The following is a 16,573-nucleotide window of genomic DNA, read 5'->3' as shown; positions in this document are numbered from 1 at the left end:
GTGGGCGCCTATAACCTCGTATGCGTGTCGTCTCTCGCGTTGTACCGCCGCTACCGCCCGGAGTCCTTCGCCGAGGTCATCGGGCAGGAGCATGTCACCGACCCGTTGCAGCAGGCGCTGCGGAACAACCGGGTCAATCACGCGTACCTGTTCAGTGGTCCGCGCGGATGCGGCAAGACGACCAGCGCGCGGATCCTGGCGCGGTGCCTGAACTGCGAGAAGGGCCCGACCCCGACGCCGTGCGGGGAGTGCCAGTCCTGCCAGGACCTCGCGCGCAACGGTCCGGGTTCGATCGACGTCATCGAGATCGACGCCGCTTCCCACGGTGGTGTGGACGACGCCCGTGACCTGCGCGAGAAGGCGTTCTTCGGGCCCGCGGGCAGCCGGTACAAGATCTACATCATCGACGAGGCCCACATGGTCACGCCGGCCGGTTTCAACGCGCTGCTCAAGGTCGTCGAGGAGCCCCCGGAGCATCTGAAGTTCATCTTCGCGACCACCGAGCCCGAGAAGGTCATCGGGACCATCCGCTCGCGTACGCACCACTACCCGTTCCGGCTGGTGCCGCCCGGCACCCTGCGGGACTACCTCGGTGAGGTGTGCGGCAAGGAGGACATCCCCGTCGACGAGGGCGTGCTGCCGCTCGTCGTGCGGGCCGGCGCCGGGTCCGTGCGTGACTCGATGTCCGTCATGGACCAGCTCCTCGCCGGCGCGGGCGAGGACGGTGTGACGTACGCCATGGCCACCTCCCTGCTGGGGTACACGGACAGCTCGCTGCTCGACTCCGTCGTCGAGGCCTTCGCGACCGGTGACGGCGCCGCCGCCTTCGAGATCGTCGACCGGGTGATCGAGGGCGGCAACGACCCGCGCAGGTTCGTCACGGACCTGCTGGAGCGACTGCGGGACCTCGTCATCCTCGCCGCCGTTCCCGACGCCGCCGAGAAGGGGCTCATCGACGCCCCCGCCGACGTGATCGAGCGGATGCAGGCGCAGGCCGGCACCTTCGGGGCCGCCGAGCTGAGCCGTGCCGCCGACCTCGTCAACGAGGGGCTCACCGAGATGCGCGGCGCCAACTCGCCGCGCCTCCAGCTCGAGCTGATCTGCGCGCGCGTGCTGCTGCCCGCCGCCTACGGCGACGAGCGCTCGGTCATGGCCCGGCTGGACCGGATCGAGCGCGGGGTGAACTTCTCCGCGGGCGGCGCCGGTGCCGGTGTGCCCGCCGTGGCGTACGTCCCCGGGCCGGAGGTCCACGGGGGAGCGCCGGGGCAGGGCTCCGGCGAGCCGGCAGGCGGTCCTGCCGCCGCCCGGGCCGCGGTACGGGGGCCCGGTCCGGCACCCGCTCCCGCGCCGCCTGCTCCCGCTCCCGCGCCCGCCCCTCCCGCCGCGCAGGCTCAGCAGCCCCCGGCGCCCGCCCCGGCGCCGTCCGTGGCGCCGCCCGCGCCCAGCGCCCCCGGTGCCTGGCCCACCGCCGCCTCCGCCGGTGGAGGCGGCCGTCGGCCCGGCGGCTGGCCCACGGCCGCCCCGGCGGGCGGGGCTCAGCCTTCGGCCCCGGCCGGCGCCCCCGCGCCCACGCCCCAGGCGGCCCCCGCGCCCGCACCCTTGGGCGGTGGCGGTGGCGGTGGCGGGCTCGACCCCCGCACGCTCTGGCCGAACATCATGGAAACGATCAAGAACCGTCGTCGCTTCACCTGGATCCTGCTCAGCCAGAACGCCCAGGTGACCGGCTTCGACGGCACGACGCTCCAGATCGGCTTCGTGAACGCCGGAGCGCGGGACAACTTCCTCAGCAGCGGCAGCGAGGACGTACTGCGCCAGGCGCTGGCCGAGCAGTTCAACGTGCAGTGGAAGATCGAGGCGGTCGTCGACCCGTCCGGCGGCGAGGGCGTGGCGGCCCCGGCCCCGGCCGGGCCACCCGGCGGCGGCCGCAACAGCGGCGGAGGCGGAGGCTACGGCGGTGGCGGCGGGCACGGCGCCACCGGCACCGGCACCGGTGGCGGCCGACGGCCCTCCGCTCCCCAGGCGGGCGCCCCGGCCGCCGCGCCCGCGCAGCCGGCGGTGAGCGCCCCGGCGGCACCCGCGCCCGCCCCCGGTTCCACCCCCGCCCCGGCACCCCGCCCGTCCGCCCCGGAACCGCCGCCCCCCGTCTCGCCCGAGGACGACGTCCCCGAGGACGACGACCCCGACCTGGACGAGTCCGCCCTCTCCGGGCAGGACCTGCTCGTCCGCGAGCTGGGCGCGACGGTCGTCGAGGAGATCACGAACGACTAGGGGCTCGGAGGAACGTACGAACGGCGTCCTCCCGCTCCTTCGGAAGCCCGCACAAGGCGAACCCGCCGTCTCCCGTTAGGCTGACCCCGTGAAGGTCCTCGTCATCGGCAGCGGCGCCCGCGAACACGCCCTGTGCCACTCCCTGTCCCTCGACCCCGACGTCACCGCGCTGCACTGCGCCCCCGGCAACGCCGGCATCGCCGGGGTCGCCGAGCTGCACCAGGTCGACGCCCTCGACGGCGCGGCCGTGTCCGCGCTGGCCACGCGCCTCGGCGCGGACCTCGTGGTGGTCGGCCCGGAGGCGCCCCTCGTCGCCGGTGTCGCCGACGCCGTGCGCGACGCGGGCATCCCGGTCTTCGGCCCGTCCAAGGAGGCCGCGCAGCTCGAGGGCTCCAAGGCCTTCGCGAAGGACGTCATGGCGGGGGCCGGCGTGCCCACCGCCCGCAGTTACGTCTGCGCGACGCCCGAGGAGGCCGACGCCGCCCTCAAGGCGTTCGGCGCCCCGTACGTCGTCAAGGACGACGGGCTCGCGGCCGGCAAGGGTGTCGTCGTCACCGACGACATCGAGGCGGCCCGCGCGCACGCCGGCGGCTGTGAGCGCGTGGTCATCGAGGAGTTCCTCGACGGCCCCGAGGTCTCCCTCTTCGCGATCACCGACGGTGAGACGGTCGTACCGCTCCAGCCCGCCCAGGACTTCAAGCGCGCGCTGGACGGCGACGAGGGTCCGAACACCGGCGGCATGGGGGCGTACTCCCCGCTGCCGTGGGCCGACCCCAAGCTGGTCGACGAGGTCGTGGAGACGGTTCTGCAGCCGACCGTGGACGAGATGCGGCGCCGTGGCATCCCGTTCTCCGGGCTGCTCTACGCCGGTCTGGCGATCACCTCGCGCGGTGTCCGCGTGATCGAGTTCAACGCCCGCTTCGGCGACCCCGAGACCCAGGTGGTCCTGGCCCGGCTGAAGACCCCGCTGGGCGGTGTGCTGATGGCCGCCGCCACCGGCAACCTCGCCCATCTGGAGCCGACGCGCTGGAGCGACGAGGCCGCGGTCACCGTGGTCGTCGCCTCGCACAACTACCCCGGCACCCCGCGCACCGGCGACCCGATCACCGGCCTGGACGAGGTCGCGGCCCAGGACGCCCCGCACGCGTACGTGCTGCACGCGGGGACGAAGCGGGAGGGTGACGCGGTCGTCAGCGCGGGCGGGCGCGTGCTGTCCGTCACGGCGACCGGCAAGGACCTCACCGAGGCCCGTGACCGCGCCTACCGCGCGGTGTCCCGCATCGGCCTCGACGGCTCCCAGCACCGCACGGACATCGCGGCGAAGGCGGCGCAGGACGCGTAACCCGGACGGTCGACGCCGATGAACCCCGCAGGCCCCGGATCCGTCTCAGGATCCGGGGCCTGACCCTTGCCGTCCGTCGTCCACCTTTCCCCAAAGCCATTCCATCGAGTGAGCGATGCGCCATCCGGCTGACGAGAACCGGGGGCCCAACTATGGTGCCGCGCAAGCGTTCCGGCACTTGGCCCACCGGCATTGCGATGTCAGTGGCGGGTGCCACAGTGGGGGAGTGGACAACGCCGGGACAGCATCAGGACCGCCGGAAGGGGGATGAGGTCGGGCCATGAGCGGAAGCGGAACGGGAGCGGAGGCGGGCGCGCAGTCCGCGCGGTCGCACGCGCTGGCCGTGCTGCGCGTCCGGAGCCGGGCGCTGGCCGTCGCGCTGCTGCCGGCCGCCGGCGCCGTGATCCTGCTCGTCGGCGGGTCCACCGGCCATCTGCCGGGCGGCGGCTGGGACCTCGCCCGTCGGCTCCTCACACCGGTCGCGGTGCTCGTCCTGCTCGCCGCCGCCGGCGTGGCCCTGGTCGTCGCGCGGGCCCGGCCCGCCATGAGCCCCACGGTCCCGATCGCCGAGAACGCGGCCCCGGACCTGTACCGGATGGTGCGCGACCTCGCCGACCGGCTCGACGTTCCCGCCCCCTCCGCGATAGCGCTCACCCCGGACTGCGACAGCTGGCTTGAGGACCGCACCCACCCGGCCCACGGCCCCCCGCCCGCCGAGAAGCACGGCGACATAGCCGGTGCGGGGCAGCCCGCCCGGGTCAGGGCCGCCGCCGCGCCCGTGCTGGTGATCGGCTCCCCGTTCCTGTGGTGGATGCGGGTGGGCGAGCTGCGCGCGGTCCTCGCCCCGGTCGTCGCCGGTACGGGACCGTCGGCGCACCCGGACATAGCCGCCGCCCGGCGCTTCGTGCGGGGGCTGGACGCCGCGGTGGCCGTGACCTCGGCGCCCCGCCGGGGACCGGTGGTCCGCGGGGTGCTCGCGGGTGTCGGCCGGGTCACCCGGCTGCTGTTGCGCGGCTGCCGGGGGCATGTCGCCGAGATGGAGCGCGGGGTCGCCGCGGCGGCGGCCGAGCGCGCACAGGCCGTGGACTACGGGCTGCGGATCGTCGCCCAGGAGCAGGTGGGTCTGGCGTACGCGGGCTGGGACCGGCTGCTCACCCGGGTCGCGCTGCCGGCCTGGCGGATGGGCCGCTGGCCCTCGCGGCTCAACGTGGGAGTGGTGGCGGCGCTGACCGAGCTGTCCCGCCGGGACCGGCTGGCGGAGGGCTTCGCCTCCCGCCTCGGCGAGCGTCCCGCCTGTGACCTGCTGGAAGAGCCCGGCACGGTGGACGAGGCCGCCTCGCTCCTCGCCGCCCGCCTCTTCCACGGCGGGCCCGCGGGAACCGGTCCGGACTGGTCGCCGGTCCACTGGGGCGACTATCCGGAGCAGGTCGTCGACCGCAAGTGGCGCACCGAAGCCGCCCGCCTCCACCGCGTCCTGGACGCCCTCCACGTACCCCCGGCCCCCGGCGAGCCCCCGGCCCCCGACGGCCCCACCCTCTCCCGGGTCCTCACCCACCTGGCGACCTCACCGCCCCCGCCGGCGGACCCCGCCCCGCCCGCCGCCGCGGAAGACGACGAGGACCTGATCGGTACCACCCCCCGCAGCGCCGCCCTCGCCGCCCGGCTCACCGCCGAACTGGCCCGTGAGGCGGCCGCCGCGACCTCCGCCCCGCGAGGCGCCGATCCCGCGCCCCTCCGGGACGACCAGGCGCTCCCCCTCTTCCCCCTCCAGCCCCCGCGCACCGGCCGGGAGCTGCTCGCCGATCACATCGCGGCGATGGTCTGCTGCGCCGCGATGGACACCGCGGGAGCCACCCCCGGTCTCGACTGGCTCGACGGCCCCGCCCTCCTCCTCGGCGGCGCACGGGCCACCGACCTCTCCCCTCAGGTCCTGACCCTCATCGAGGACGGCGACCCCTCGGCCCTCCGCCTGTGGCTGATCAGGCAGGGCATACGCCCGGAGAAGCCGGTACGGCTCGTCTGAGCCGACCACCCGCATCCATTCCCCGGCACCCCGGAGTCCATCCTTCCGCTTTCGGTCAATTCAAAACGAACGGTGACGGAGTGCGTGCGTAATGTGATGTGCTTGGACCGTTCGCGCTCGCCGGCAAGAGCGTGCGACATACGACAAGCACATAACTGGCGGCAGGCATCATCCGCCAGTCGACTGCCGGACAGCACCACGCACCGCACCGCACCGCGACGGGGGCACGAGGGAGGGGAGCGATCATGGGTTCGGAGCAGGTCCGCCGCTGGGAGTCGGGAGCGCTGGCGCACGCCGTGAACGATCCCTTCGGACAGGGCCCCCTCCCGTGGCTGCGCGGCAGCGAGACGTACTTCGGCGACAGCGGCCAGGTCGTCCCCTGGTACGTGGACCCGGAGCCGTACGCGGACCCGGAACGGGCCGCCGCCCGCGTCCCGGGACAGGGCGGGCCCAGGATCCCCGCCCCCCGTACCTCCGACTCGGTCGGGCCCCGCGCCGCCGACGACGTGCACCGCCAGATCAAGGGCTTCGCCTCCACCGGCGCGGTCGCCCCCGGTGAGTCCATCGACTTCCACATCACCGTCGACCCGCCCCAGCCGTTCGACGTCGACGTCTACCGCATCGGCCACTACAGCGGCCACGGCGCCACCAAGATCACCTCCAGCCCCCGTCTCTCCGGCCTCGTGCAGCCGGCGCCGCTCACCGCCGACCGCACCGTCTCCTGCCACCACTGGTGGCTGTCCTGGCGGCTGCCGATCCCGTCGTACTGGAGCATCGGCGCGTACGTCGCCGTCCTCACCACCGCCGACGGCCACCGCTCGCACATCCCGTTCACCGTCCGCGACAGCCGCCCCGCCGACCTCCTCCTGGTCCTGCCCGACGTCACCTGGCAGGCGTACAACCTCTACCCGGAGGACGGCCGCACCGGCGCGAGCCTCTACCACGCCTGGGACGAGCAGGGCCGGCTGCTCGGCGAGGCCGACGCCGCCACCACCGTCTCCTTCGACCGCCCGTACGCGGGAGCCGGCCTCCCGCTGCACGTCGGCCACGCCTACGACGTCATCCGCTGGGCCGAGCGCTACGGCTACGACCTCGCCTACGCCGACGCCCGCGACCTGCACGCGGGCCGGATCGACCCCACCCGTTACCGGGGCCTGATCTTCCCCGGCCACGACGAGTACTGGTCGGCGCCCATGCGCACCGCCGTGGAACGCGCCCGTGAGCACGGCACGTCCCTCGTCTTCCTCTCCGCCAACACCCTGTACTGGCAGGTGGAGCTCGCCCCCTCCCCGTCCGGCCCCGCCCGCCTGCTGACCTGCCGCAAGCGCCAGGGCCCGGGCAGGCCCACGCTGTGGCGGGAACACGACCGCGCGGAGCAGCAGCTGCTGGGCATCCAGTACGCCGGTCCCGTCCCCGAGCCGCATCCGCTGATCGTCCGCAACGCCGGCCACTGGATGTGGGAGGCGACCGGCGCGCACGAGGGCGACGGCATCGAGGGCATGGTCGCGGCCGAGGCCGACCGTTACTACCCGCGCACCCCGCTGCCCGCGCACGAGGAGCGCGTCCTGCTCGCCCACTCCCCGTACACCGACCGCCGGGGCGCCCGCCGCCACCAGGAGACGTCCCTCTACCGGGCCCCCTCCGGCGCCTGGGTCTTCGCCTCCGGCACCTTCGCCTGGTCCCCCGCCCTGGACCGCCCGAACCACGTCGACCCCCGCGTCCAGCGCGCCACGGCCAACCTCCTGGACCGCATCTGCAAACGCGACTGACCCGTGGCGACGACCGTCCGCCCCATACGGGAGAATCGACGTACTCGGCCCGCCCGTCTCCCGCCACCACCCTGTGGGAGCCCTGCGGCGCCCCTTTTGTCCAACCACGGGGAGGAACCGTGTCCGGATTCGTCGAAAAGCCCGAGCCGATCCAGGTTCCGGGTCTGGTGCACCTGCACACCGGCAAGGTGCGCGAGCTGTACCGGAGCGAGGCGGGCGACCTCGTGATGGTCGCCAGCGACCGCATCTCCGCCTACGACTGGGTGCTGCCGACCGAGATCCCCGACAAGGGGCGGGTCCTCACCCAGCTCTCCCTGTGGTGGTTCGACCAGCTCGCCGACCTGCTCCCCCACCACGTCCTGAGCACCGAACTCCCGGCCGGCGCCCCCGACGACTGGGCGGGCCGCACCCTGGTCTGCAAGTCCCTGAACATGGTCCCGGTGGAGTGCGTGGCCCGCGGCTACCTCACCGGCTCGGGCCTGGTCGAGTACGACGAGTCCCGTACGGTCTGCGGCCTCGCCCTTCCCGAAGGTCTGGTGGACGGCTCGGAACTGCCCGCCCCGATCTTCACCCCGGCCACCAAGGCCGCCGTCGGCGAGCACGACGAGAACGTCTCCTACGAGGAGGTCGCCCGCCAGGTCGGCGCGGAGACCGCCGCCCAGCTGCGCCAGGCGACCCTCGCCGCGTACTCCCGCGCCCGGGACATCGCCCGTGACCGGGGAATCATCCTCGCGGACACCAAGTTCGAGTTCGGCTTCGACGGCGAGACCCTGGTCATCGCGGACGAGGTACTCACCCCGGACTCCTCCCGCTTCTGGCCGGCCGAGCAGTGGGAGCCGGGCCGCGCGCAGCCGTCGTACGACAAGCAGTTCGTGCGGGACTGGCTGACCTCCGCCGAGTCGGGCTGGGACCGCAGGAGCGAGCAGCCCCCGCCGCCGCTGCCGCAGCACGTCGTGGACGCCACCCGGGCCAAGTACGTGGAGGCGTACGAGCGCCTGACCGGCACCACCTGGAGCTGAGCGCCGAGCGCATGACGAAGGCCCCGGTCGATCGACCGGGGCCTTCATGTGGAGCGAACGACGAGGTTCGAACTCGCGACCTCAACCTTGGCAAGGTTGCGCTCTACCAACTGAGCTACGTTCGCATGCGCCGTGGCGCGAGAACCACTATACCCAACCTCGCTCCCGCGCGAGGCGTACCGCCGCATGGCGGTTCTCCGCCCCGAGCTTCGAGACGGCCGAGGAGAGGTAGTTCCGCACGGTCCCCTGGGACAGCGCGGCCCGCTCCGCGATCTCCGCCACGGGTGCCCCGTCCGCCGCGAGTTCCAGCACCTCGGCCTCGCGCGCGGTCAGTGGCGAGTCACCGGCGGCGATCGCGTCGGCGGCCAACTCGGGGTCGACGTAACGGTTTCCCCCGTGCACCGTGCGGATGATCTCCGCGAGGTGCTGGGCGCTGACGGTTTTGGGGACGAACCCGCGCACCCCCGCCGTGAGCGCCCGCTTCAGATGCCCGGGCCGCCCGTGACCGGTCACGATCAGCACCCGGCAGTCGGGCAGCTCCGTCCGCAGGGATGTGGCGACCTTCACACCGTCCGCGCCGGGCATCTGCAGATCCAGTACGGCGACATCGGGGGCGTGCGCCCGCGCCATCGCCAGCGCCTCCGGCCCGGAGGCCGCCTCGGCGACCACGAGGAGGTCGTCCTCCAGGGACAGCAGGGCGGCCAGCGCCCCGCGGATCAGATGCTCGTCGTCGGCGAGCAGCACACGGACGACGTCGCTCACGACGCGACCTCCAGCACCGGCTCCGCCGTCAACGGGACCTCCGCGACCAGCCGGAACACGCCCTTGTCGGCGCCCGAGGCGTCCAGCGTGCCGCCCACCGCCGACAGCCGCTCCCGCAGCCCCGCCAGACCCGAGCCGCCCGCACGACCCGGGCCGGCCGTCCCGGACGGAGCCCCCGCCCCGTCGTTCTGCACCGTCAGCACCACACGCCCCTTTGGCATCCGCACCGACACGGTGCACTTCTTCGCGTCTCCGTGCCGCAGCACGTTGGTGGTCGCCTCCCGCACGACCCAGCCGAGGGCCGACTGCACCTCACTGGGCAGTCCCGCCGTCTCCCCGCTCACCTCGCAGTCGATCCCGGCCGCCCTCAGCACTCCCCGCGCACCGCTGAGCTCGGCCTCCAGGTCGGCCTCCCGGTAACCGCGCACCACGTCGCGCACCTCCCGCTGGGACTCCTGGGCGATGCGCTGCACCTCGATCATCTGCTCCACAGCCTCGGGCCGCCCGCGCCGCGCCAACTGGACGGCCAGCTCGCTCTTGAGCGCGATCACGGCGAGGTTCCTCCCCATCACGTCGTGCAGGTCCCGCCCGAACCGCAGCCGCTCCTCGGCGACCGCGAGCCGGGCGCGGGTCTCGCGCGCCTCGTCGAGTGCGTAGACGGCGTTGAGCAGCCAGACGGAGAAGACCGCGGTGAAGGTGAGGAAGCCGGCGCCGGCCAGCACGATCACGGCCGTTCCCAGCGCGGCGGGACCGGGCACGCCCAGCGGCCAGGCCACGAGGCCCCCTCCGGCCCCGAACCCGCCGACGACGGCGAGGACGCGCCGCCGGTCGCGCACCCCGAGCGCGATGATGCCCGCGCCGAAGCAGAGCACGCCCCCGAAGACCGAGCCCGCAGCGGTGTCGACGGCGTCACCCGACGGCCCGTGTTCCGCGATGCCGAGGGCGGCGACCGCGAGCGCCGCGGTCAGGACGCCGAGCGTCCACAGCAGCCGCAGCGGCTGGGGACGCCGTCCGCGGGTCCAGTCCAGGGCCCGGGAGACGACCACCATGCCCAGCGCGGCGTGCGCCGTGACCAGCAGCGACAGGACGAGTGCGAGCCGTCCTCCCACCTGTCCGAGGACCGGCAGGCCGATCGCGGCCATCTCACAGAGACAGATGAAGTGGAACGACCACCTCGTGTACGTCTCGACCTTCGCCGGTGTGCTCTTGCGCCTCCACCAGCCGCCCGGCCTGCTCATGTCCCGTGTCCCCCCGCCCTCACGTACGTCAGTTCCTCGGCTCCCAGCGGAACCACCGCCGTACAGCAAACACCGCCAGCACGGTCCAGGCCACCGCCGTCACGAGGGCGCCCAGGGCCTCGTAGGCCGACAGGTCGCCGGTCCAGCCGCCGCGCACCAGGGTGACGACCGGGGTCAGCGGCAGCAGCTCGCAGACGGCGGCCACCCGGTCGGGGAGCAGTTCCAGCGGGACGAACATGCCGGAGCCGATCATCGAGACCATCAGCAGCGGCATCGGCGTGACCTGCGCGCTCTCGGCGGTCCGGGTGAACCCTGCGGTGACGGCCGCGAGCGCGGCGCACATCACGAGTCCCAACAGCAGGCCCAGGACGGCCAGATGCGGTGCGGACGGCGCGGACATGTCCAGCAGCACCGCACAGGCCGCGATCAGTACCAGGCACTGCGTCAGCCCGGTGAGGACGGACGGCAACGCGGACCCGCCGAGGATCTCGGCGTCCTGCAGCTCGCCCGTGCGCAGCCGCTTGAGGACGAGTTCCTCGCGGCGGACGACGAAGACACCGACGAGGGCGGAGTACACGGCGAACAGCAGGGAGAAGCCGACGGCGGCGGGCAGCACGACGGTGCCGGGGGTCAGTCCCGCCTCGGCGAGGTCCATCTCCTCGGCCGCCGACCGCACGCTCAGCGGCAGCACCAGCGGCACGAACAGCGCGGCGACGAGCGTGCCCTTGCTCCGCCCCAGCAGCGTCAGTTCGGCGCGGGCGAGGGAGGTCATCCGGCTCACCGGGGTGGTCGTGGTCGTGCTCATGCCGCGTACTCCTTCGTCGCCGTGGTTCCGGCCGACGCGTCCTTGGCGATCCCGAGGAACGCCTCCTCCAGGGATGCCGACCGTACGTCCAGCCGGCGCAGTTCCACCCCGGCGCCGTGTGCCCACATCAGCAGTCCGGTGGCCGCCCGCTGCAGTTCGCGGGTGCGCATCCGGACGGTCCGGCCGTCGACCGCGTGGTCGCTCACGCCCAGTTCGGCGAGGGGCGGCAGGTCGCCCACGAAGTATCCTTCGGGCAGTTCGAAGGTGATCCGGGACGGCTCGGTGGCGGTCACCTCGGCCGGGGTGCCGGTGGTGGCGATGCGCCCCTCGTGCATGATCGCGAGCCGGTCGGCGAGGTTCTCGGCCTCCTCCAGGTAGTGCGTGGTGAGCAGCACGGTCGTACCGCCGTCGCGCAGCGCGCTCACCAGCTCCCAGGTGTTCCGGCGGCCTTCGGCGTCGAGCCCGGTGGTGGGTTCGTCGAGGAAGAGCACCTCGGGGTCGCCGAGCAGCGCGAGCGCCAGGTCCAGGCGGCGCCGCTGGCCCCCGGACAGCTGCTTCACCCGGACGCCGGCCTTCGCCTCCAGCCCGACCAGCGCCAGCACCTCCCGCTCGGGGCGGGCCCCGCTGACGCACCCCGCCCACATCCGGGCGGTCTCGGCGACGGTCAACTCGGAGGGGAACCCCCCTTCCTGGAGCATCACGCCGGTGCGGGGCCGTACGGCGGCACGGTCGGTGTACGGGTCGTGGCCGAGCACCCGGACCCGCCCGCCGGCCGGAGCGGCGAGCCCCTCCAGCAGCTCGACGGTGGAGGTCTTGCCCGCGCCGTTGGTGCCCAGCAGGGCGAAGACCTCTCCGCGCCGTACGGAGAAGTCGATCCCGCGTACCGCTTCGAACCCGCCCCCGTAGACGCGTCGCAGGCCGGTGGCCTCAATCACGTGTTCGTGTTCGTTCGCTTCCATGCTCCGAGCATCCCGGCGGCCGGAACGGCCCGGCAGTGCGGGCTGTCATCACCGGACATGACAAATGTCAGACGGATCCTTGGGGAACGCACGACAAAGGCCCCGGTCGATGACCGGGGCCTTGATCTGGAGCGGACGACGAGGCTCGAACTCGCGACCTCAACCTTGGCAAGGTTGCGCTCTACCAACTGAGCTACGTCCGCATTGCCTCTGGCCGCCAAGCCTCTGAAGGACTCGGCCACCGATCGGCGCGGGCACCAGCCTACCTGATCCACAACGGTGGTCGGTACGGCGGTGCAGAGCGGGTGACAGGAATTGCACACTGCGCCTTCCCCCTGGAAGGGGGATGTTCTACTACTGAACTACACCCGCGAGTACTCCGTGAGCCGGGCCTTTCGGCCTTGCCCCTCGGCGTGCTCCAGACTCTAGCTGATCAGCAGGGGTGCTGCGCAAGTCGGCTGCCGAGAGGGACGGGTGACCGGCCGTCGGGGCGGGTCACCCGTCCGGCTCACCGCGCCGCGGCGAACGCCTCGTACACCTTCTTCGGGATCCGGCCCCGCGCCGGCACGTCCATCTTGTTCGCCTGCGCCCAGGCGCGCACGGCGGCCGGGTCCGGGGCGACCTCCGTCTGCCGGTACGCCTTGCCGGAGCGCGACCGCTTCCGGCCGGCGTCCACGTAGGGCTCGAGAGCCGCACGCAGTTTCCCGGCATTGGTTTCATTGAGGTCGATCTCGTACGACTTGCCGTCCAGTCCGAAGGCGATCGTTTCCGCCGCTTCCGAGCCGTCGATGTCGTCAAAGAGAGTGACCACGACCTTCTGCGCCACGAATATCGGTCCCTTCATGCGACACCTCTCGTCCGGACGTCCGTGATGACGTGCCGGGACATCGCCGAGATGTCGGCTGTCCGCCTGTAATCGGGCAAAGTATCTGCTAATGACAATTCATTTGTACAGTGCCCGGCATTGCATTGTGAAGCCCGACTAAATCTGCCCGCGTGTCCGGGCGCAATAGAGATGTGCGGGCGAACGGAGATCTTTCCCCGATCTTTTCCCTGACGTCTCCCCGCGATGCCGAATCGTGATGACGGTCACGTAGATTCCTCCAACTCTACTCGCGTAGAAATTTTGTGCGGGTAGTCTGAAGGAACCTGCTCAGCACCACACCACCGGGAGTGCCAGTGGCACGCGTCGTAGTCGACGTCATGCTCAAGCCGGAGATCCTCGACCCCCAGGGCCAGGCGGTGCAGCGCGCACTGCCGCGACTGGGTTTCGAGGGGATCTCGGACGTCCGTCAGGGAAAGCGATTCGAACTGGAAGTTGACGGGCCGGTCGACGAGGCCGCGCTCGCCCGTATCCACGATCTTGCGGAATCCTTCCTCGCCAACACCGTGATCGAGGACTTCACCGTACGGGTCGAGGAAGTCGCGGAGGCCGCGAAGTGACCGCTCGTATTGGCGTCGTCACTTTCCCGGGCAGCCTGGACGACCGGGACACGCAGCGCGCCATCCGCGTCGCCGGTGCCGAACCCGTCGCCCTCTGGCACAAGGACAAGGACCTCAAGCAGGTCGACGCCGTGGTGCTCTGCGGCGGTTTCTCGTACGGCGACTATCTGCGCGCCGGCGCCATCGCGCGCTTCTCGCCGGTGATGGACACCGTCATCGACCAGGCCAGGGCCGGCCTGCCCGTGCTCGGCATCTGCAACGGCTTCCAGATCCTCACCGAGGCGCACCTGCTCCCCGGCGGCATGCTGGGCAATGACCACCTGCACTTCATCTGCCGTGACCAGAAGCTGCGGGTGGAGAACGCGGACACCGCCTGGACCACCGACTACACGGCCGGCCAGGAGATCCACATCCCGCTGAAGAACATGGACGGCCGCTACGTGGCCGACCGGCGGACGCTGGACGAGCTGGAGGGCGAGGGCCGGGTCGCCTTCCGCTACCTGGACGTCAACCCCAACGGCTCGCTCAACGACATCGCCGGCATCACCAACGCGGCGGGCAACGTCGTCGGCCTGATGCCGCACCCCGAGCACGCCGTCGAGTCGCTGATCGGTACGGGCCGTACCGACGGCCTGCCGTTCTTCACCTCGATCCTCAAGAAGCTGGTCAACGCATGAGCCGGACGCCTCTGGACACGGTCGAGCACGCGGCCGCGACCCCCGACGTCGAGCTGCCCTGGGCCGAGCTGGGCCTGAAGAAGGACGAGTACGAGCGGGTGGTGGAGATCCTCGGCCGCCGCCCGACCGGCGCCGAGCTCGCCATGTACTCCGTCATGTGGTCCGAGCACTGCTCGTACAAGTCCTCCAAGGTCCACCTCCGCCAGTTCGGCGAGAAGGTCCCCGAGAACGACGCGATGCTCGTCGGCATCGGTGAGAACGCCGGTGTCGTCGACGTCGGCCAGGGCTACGCGGTCACCTTCAAGGTCGAGTCGCACAACCACCCCTCCTACGTCGAGCCCTACCAGGGTGCGGCCACGGGCGTGGGCGGCATCGTCCGCGACATCATCGCGATGGGCGCCCGTCCGGTCGCCGTCGTGGACCCGCTGCGCTTCGGCGCCGCGGACCACCCCGACACCAAGCGCGTCCTCCCGGGCGTCGTCGCCGGCATCGGCGGCTACGGCAACTGCCTGGGCCTGCCCAACATCGGCGGCGAGGTCGTCTTCGACGCCTGCTACCAGGGCAACCCACTGGTCAACGCCGGTGCCATCGGCGTCATGCGGCACGAGGACATCCACCTCGCCAAGGCGTCCGGCGCGGGCAACAAGGTCATCCTGTACGGCGCCCGCACCGGCGGCGACGGCATCGGCGGCGCCTCGATCCTGGCGAGCGAGACGTTCGACGACGCCAAGCCGTCCAAGCGCCCCGCCGTCCAGGTCGGTGACCCCTTCCAGGAGAAGCTCCTCATCGAGTGCACCCTGGAGGCGTTCAAGGAGAAGCTGGTCGTCGGCATCCAGGACCTGGGAGCCGCGGGCCTGTCCTGCGCGACCAGCGAGCTGGCCTCCAACGGCTCCGGCGGCATGCGCGTCACCCTCGACGACGTCCCGCTGCGCGACTCCACGCTCTCGCCCGAGGAGATCCTCATGAGCGAGTCGCAGGAGCGCATGTGCGCGGTCGTCGAGCCGGAGAAGGTCGACCGCTTCCTCGAGATCTGCGACAAGTGGGACGTCATCGCCACCGTCATCGGGGAGGTGACCGACGGCGACCGGCTGGAGATCTTCTGGCACGGCGGCAAGATCGTCGACGTCGACCCGCGCACGGTCGCCCACGAGGGCCCGACGTACGAGCGCCCCTACGCCCGCCCGTCCTGGCAGGACGAGCTGCAGGCGGACGACGCGAACAAGCTGCCGCGCCCGGAGACGAGCGAGGAGCTGAAGGACCAGGTCCTGAAACTGGTGGGCTCGCCCAACCAGGCCTCCAAGCAGTGGATCACCCAGCAGTACGACCACTTCGTGCAGGGCAACACCGTCCTCGCCCAGCCCGAGGACTCCGGCATGATCCGCATCGACGAGGCGTCCGGCCTCGGCGTCGCGATCGCCACCGACGGCAACGGCCGCTACGCCAAGCTCGACCCGTACACGGGCGCGCAGCTGGCCCTCGCGGAGGCGTACCGCAACGTCGCCACGACCGGTGCCAAGCCCCTCGCGGTCTCCGACTGCCTGAACTTCGGCTCGCCCGAGGACCCGGCCGTCATGTGGCAGTTCGCGGAGGCCGTACGCGGTCTGGCGGACGGCTGTCAGCAGCTCGGCACCCCGGTGACCGGCGGCAACGTCTCCCTCTACAACCAGACGGGCGAGGCCGCCATCCACCCGACCCCGGTGGTCGCGGTCCTCGGCGTCATCGACGACGTGGCCCGCCGTACGCCGGTCGCCTTCCAGGAGGACGGCCAGCTGCTGTACCTCCTCGGTGACACGCGCGAGGAGTTCGGCGGCTCGGCCTGGTCCCAGGTCGTCCACGACCACCTCGGCGGCCTGCCTCCGAAGGTCGACCTGGAGCGCGAGCGCCTGCTGGCCGAGATCCTGATCTCCGCCTCCCGCGACGGCATGATCGACTCCGCGCACGACCTGTCCGACGGCGGCCTCGTCCAGGCGGTGGTCGAGTCGGCGCTGCTCGGGGAGAAGGGCGCGCGTCTGGTCGTACCGGACGGGCTCGACGCCTTCACCTTCCTGTTCTCCGAGTCGGCGGGCCGCGCGATCGTCGCGGTGCCGCGCTCGGAGGAGGTCCGCTTCAACGACATGTGCGGTGCGCGCGGCCTCCCGGCCACCCGCGTCGGCGTCGTCGACGGCGACACGGTCGAGGTCCAGGGCGAGTTCGCGCTCCCCCTGACCGAGCTGCGCGAGGTCCACGAGGGCACGATCCCGGCCCTGCTGGCCTGACCCTTCCGTCCTT

Annotated in this window: 13 protein-coding genes and 3 tRNA genes; 8 read left to right on the top strand and 8 right to left on the bottom strand. The window is 72.3% G+C overall.

Features of this window, described 5'->3' with window-relative positions:
• Nucleotides 1-24 precede the first annotated feature (24 nt).
• The 5 genes from ACH4VX_RS17190 (at nucleotide 25) to ACH4VX_RS17170 (ending at nucleotide 8,421) form a co-directional block, all read left to right on the top strand.
• The gene (locus tag ACH4VX_RS17190) at nucleotides 25-2,268 is read left to right on the top strand and encodes a DNA polymerase III subunit gamma and tau (RefSeq protein ID WP_398368222.1); all 2,244 of its coding nucleotides are present in this window, start codon (nucleotides 25-27) and stop codon (nucleotides 2,266-2,268) included.
• 88 nt (nucleotides 2,269-2,356) lie between these two features.
• Nucleotides 2,357-3,610 (top strand): phosphoribosylamine--glycine ligase, encoded by a 1,254-nt coding sequence (gene purD, locus ACH4VX_RS17185; RefSeq protein WP_398368221.1) that lies wholly within the window; start codon nucleotides 2,357-2,359, stop codon nucleotides 3,608-3,610.
• Nucleotides 3,611-3,890: 280 nt separating this feature from the next.
• Nucleotides 3,891-5,633 (top strand): hypothetical protein, encoded by a 1,743-nt coding sequence (locus tag ACH4VX_RS17180; protein WP_398368220.1) that lies wholly within the window; start codon nucleotides 3,891-3,893, stop codon nucleotides 5,631-5,633.
• 245 nt (nucleotides 5,634-5,878) lie between these two features.
• On the top strand, nucleotides 5,879-7,402 hold the full coding sequence (locus ACH4VX_RS17175) for a N,N-dimethylformamidase beta subunit family domain-containing protein (RefSeq protein ID WP_398368219.1): 1,524 nt from the start codon (nucleotides 5,879-5,881) through the stop codon (nucleotides 7,400-7,402).
• 119 nt (nucleotides 7,403-7,521) lie between these two features.
• Entirely contained in the window at nucleotides 7,522-8,421 is a 900-nt protein-coding gene (locus ACH4VX_RS17170) for a phosphoribosylaminoimidazolesuccinocarboxamide synthase (RefSeq protein WP_398368218.1), read from the top strand.
• Between the two features lie 49 nt (nucleotides 8,422-8,470).
• On the opposite strand, the gene ACH4VX_RS17165 is transcribed toward ACH4VX_RS17170, so the two are convergent.
• The 8 genes from ACH4VX_RS17165 to ACH4VX_RS17130 all read right to left on the bottom strand — a co-directional run bounded on the left by ACH4VX_RS17165 (nucleotide 8,471) and on the right by ACH4VX_RS17130 (nucleotide 13,011).
• A tRNA-Gly gene (locus ACH4VX_RS17165) sits at nucleotides 8,471-8,546 on the bottom strand.
• A gap of 22 nt (nucleotides 8,547-8,568) precedes the next feature.
• Nucleotides 8,569-9,183, bottom strand: coding sequence for a response regulator (locus ACH4VX_RS17160; RefSeq protein ID WP_398368217.1), 615 nt, complete (start codon nucleotides 9,181-9,183; stop codon nucleotides 8,569-8,571).
• Entirely contained in the window at nucleotides 9,180-10,421 is a 1,242-nt protein-coding gene (locus ACH4VX_RS17155; protein WP_398368216.1) for a sensor histidine kinase, read from the bottom strand. The genes ACH4VX_RS17160 and ACH4VX_RS17155 overlap by 4 nt, the downstream gene beginning before the upstream one ends.
• Nucleotides 10,422-10,449: 28 nt before the next feature.
• Entirely contained in the window at nucleotides 10,450-11,226 is a 777-nt protein-coding gene (locus tag ACH4VX_RS17150) for an ABC transporter permease (RefSeq protein WP_398368215.1), read from the bottom strand.
• Nucleotides 11,223-12,185 (bottom strand): ABC transporter ATP-binding protein, encoded by a 963-nt coding sequence (locus ACH4VX_RS17145; protein ID WP_398368214.1) that lies wholly within the window; start codon nucleotides 12,183-12,185, stop codon nucleotides 11,223-11,225. Before ACH4VX_RS17145 ends, ACH4VX_RS17150 begins: the two co-directional genes overlap by 4 nt.
• A 127-nt stretch (nucleotides 12,186-12,312) precedes the next feature.
• A tRNA-Gly gene (locus tag ACH4VX_RS17140) sits at nucleotides 12,313-12,388 on the bottom strand.
• Between the two features lie 97 nt (nucleotides 12,389-12,485).
• A tRNA-Gly gene (locus tag ACH4VX_RS17135) sits at nucleotides 12,486-12,557 on the bottom strand.
• Nucleotides 12,558-12,693: 136 nt separating this feature from the next.
• Nucleotides 12,694-13,011: an Lsr2 family protein gene (locus ACH4VX_RS17130; protein WP_398368416.1), complete on the bottom strand. Its 318-nt coding sequence runs from the start codon at nucleotides 13,009-13,011 to the stop codon at nucleotides 12,694-12,696.
• A gap of 353 nt (nucleotides 13,012-13,364) precedes the next feature.
• Between ACH4VX_RS17130 and purS the strand changes: the two genes are divergently transcribed.
• Genes purS through purL form a run of 3 tightly spaced genes read left to right on the top strand, consistent with a single transcriptional unit; the run spans nucleotide 13,365 to nucleotide 16,560 of the window.
• Nucleotides 13,365-13,628: a phosphoribosylformylglycinamidine synthase subunit PurS gene (gene purS, locus ACH4VX_RS17125; protein ID WP_006133353.1), complete on the top strand. Its 264-nt coding sequence runs from the start codon at nucleotides 13,365-13,367 to the stop codon at nucleotides 13,626-13,628.
• Nucleotides 13,625-14,305, top strand: coding sequence for a phosphoribosylformylglycinamidine synthase subunit PurQ (gene purQ, locus ACH4VX_RS17120; protein WP_398368213.1), 681 nt, complete (start codon nucleotides 13,625-13,627; stop codon nucleotides 14,303-14,305). The genes purS and purQ overlap by 4 nt, the downstream gene beginning before the upstream one ends.
• The gene (purL, locus tag ACH4VX_RS17115; protein ID WP_398368212.1) at nucleotides 14,302-16,560 is read left to right on the top strand and encodes a phosphoribosylformylglycinamidine synthase subunit PurL; all 2,259 of its coding nucleotides are present in this window, start codon (nucleotides 14,302-14,304) and stop codon (nucleotides 16,558-16,560) included. The genes purQ and purL overlap by 4 nt, the downstream gene beginning before the upstream one ends.
• The last annotated feature ends 13 nt before the right edge of the window (nucleotides 16,561-16,573 follow it).

The organism is Streptomyces sp. NPDC020731 (assembly GCF_044334705.1).
In the GTDB taxonomy this organism is placed as follows: Bacteria; Actinomycetota; Actinomycetes; order Streptomycetales; family Streptomycetaceae; genus Streptomyces.
This window is presented reverse-complemented; position numbering and strand designations above follow the sequence as displayed.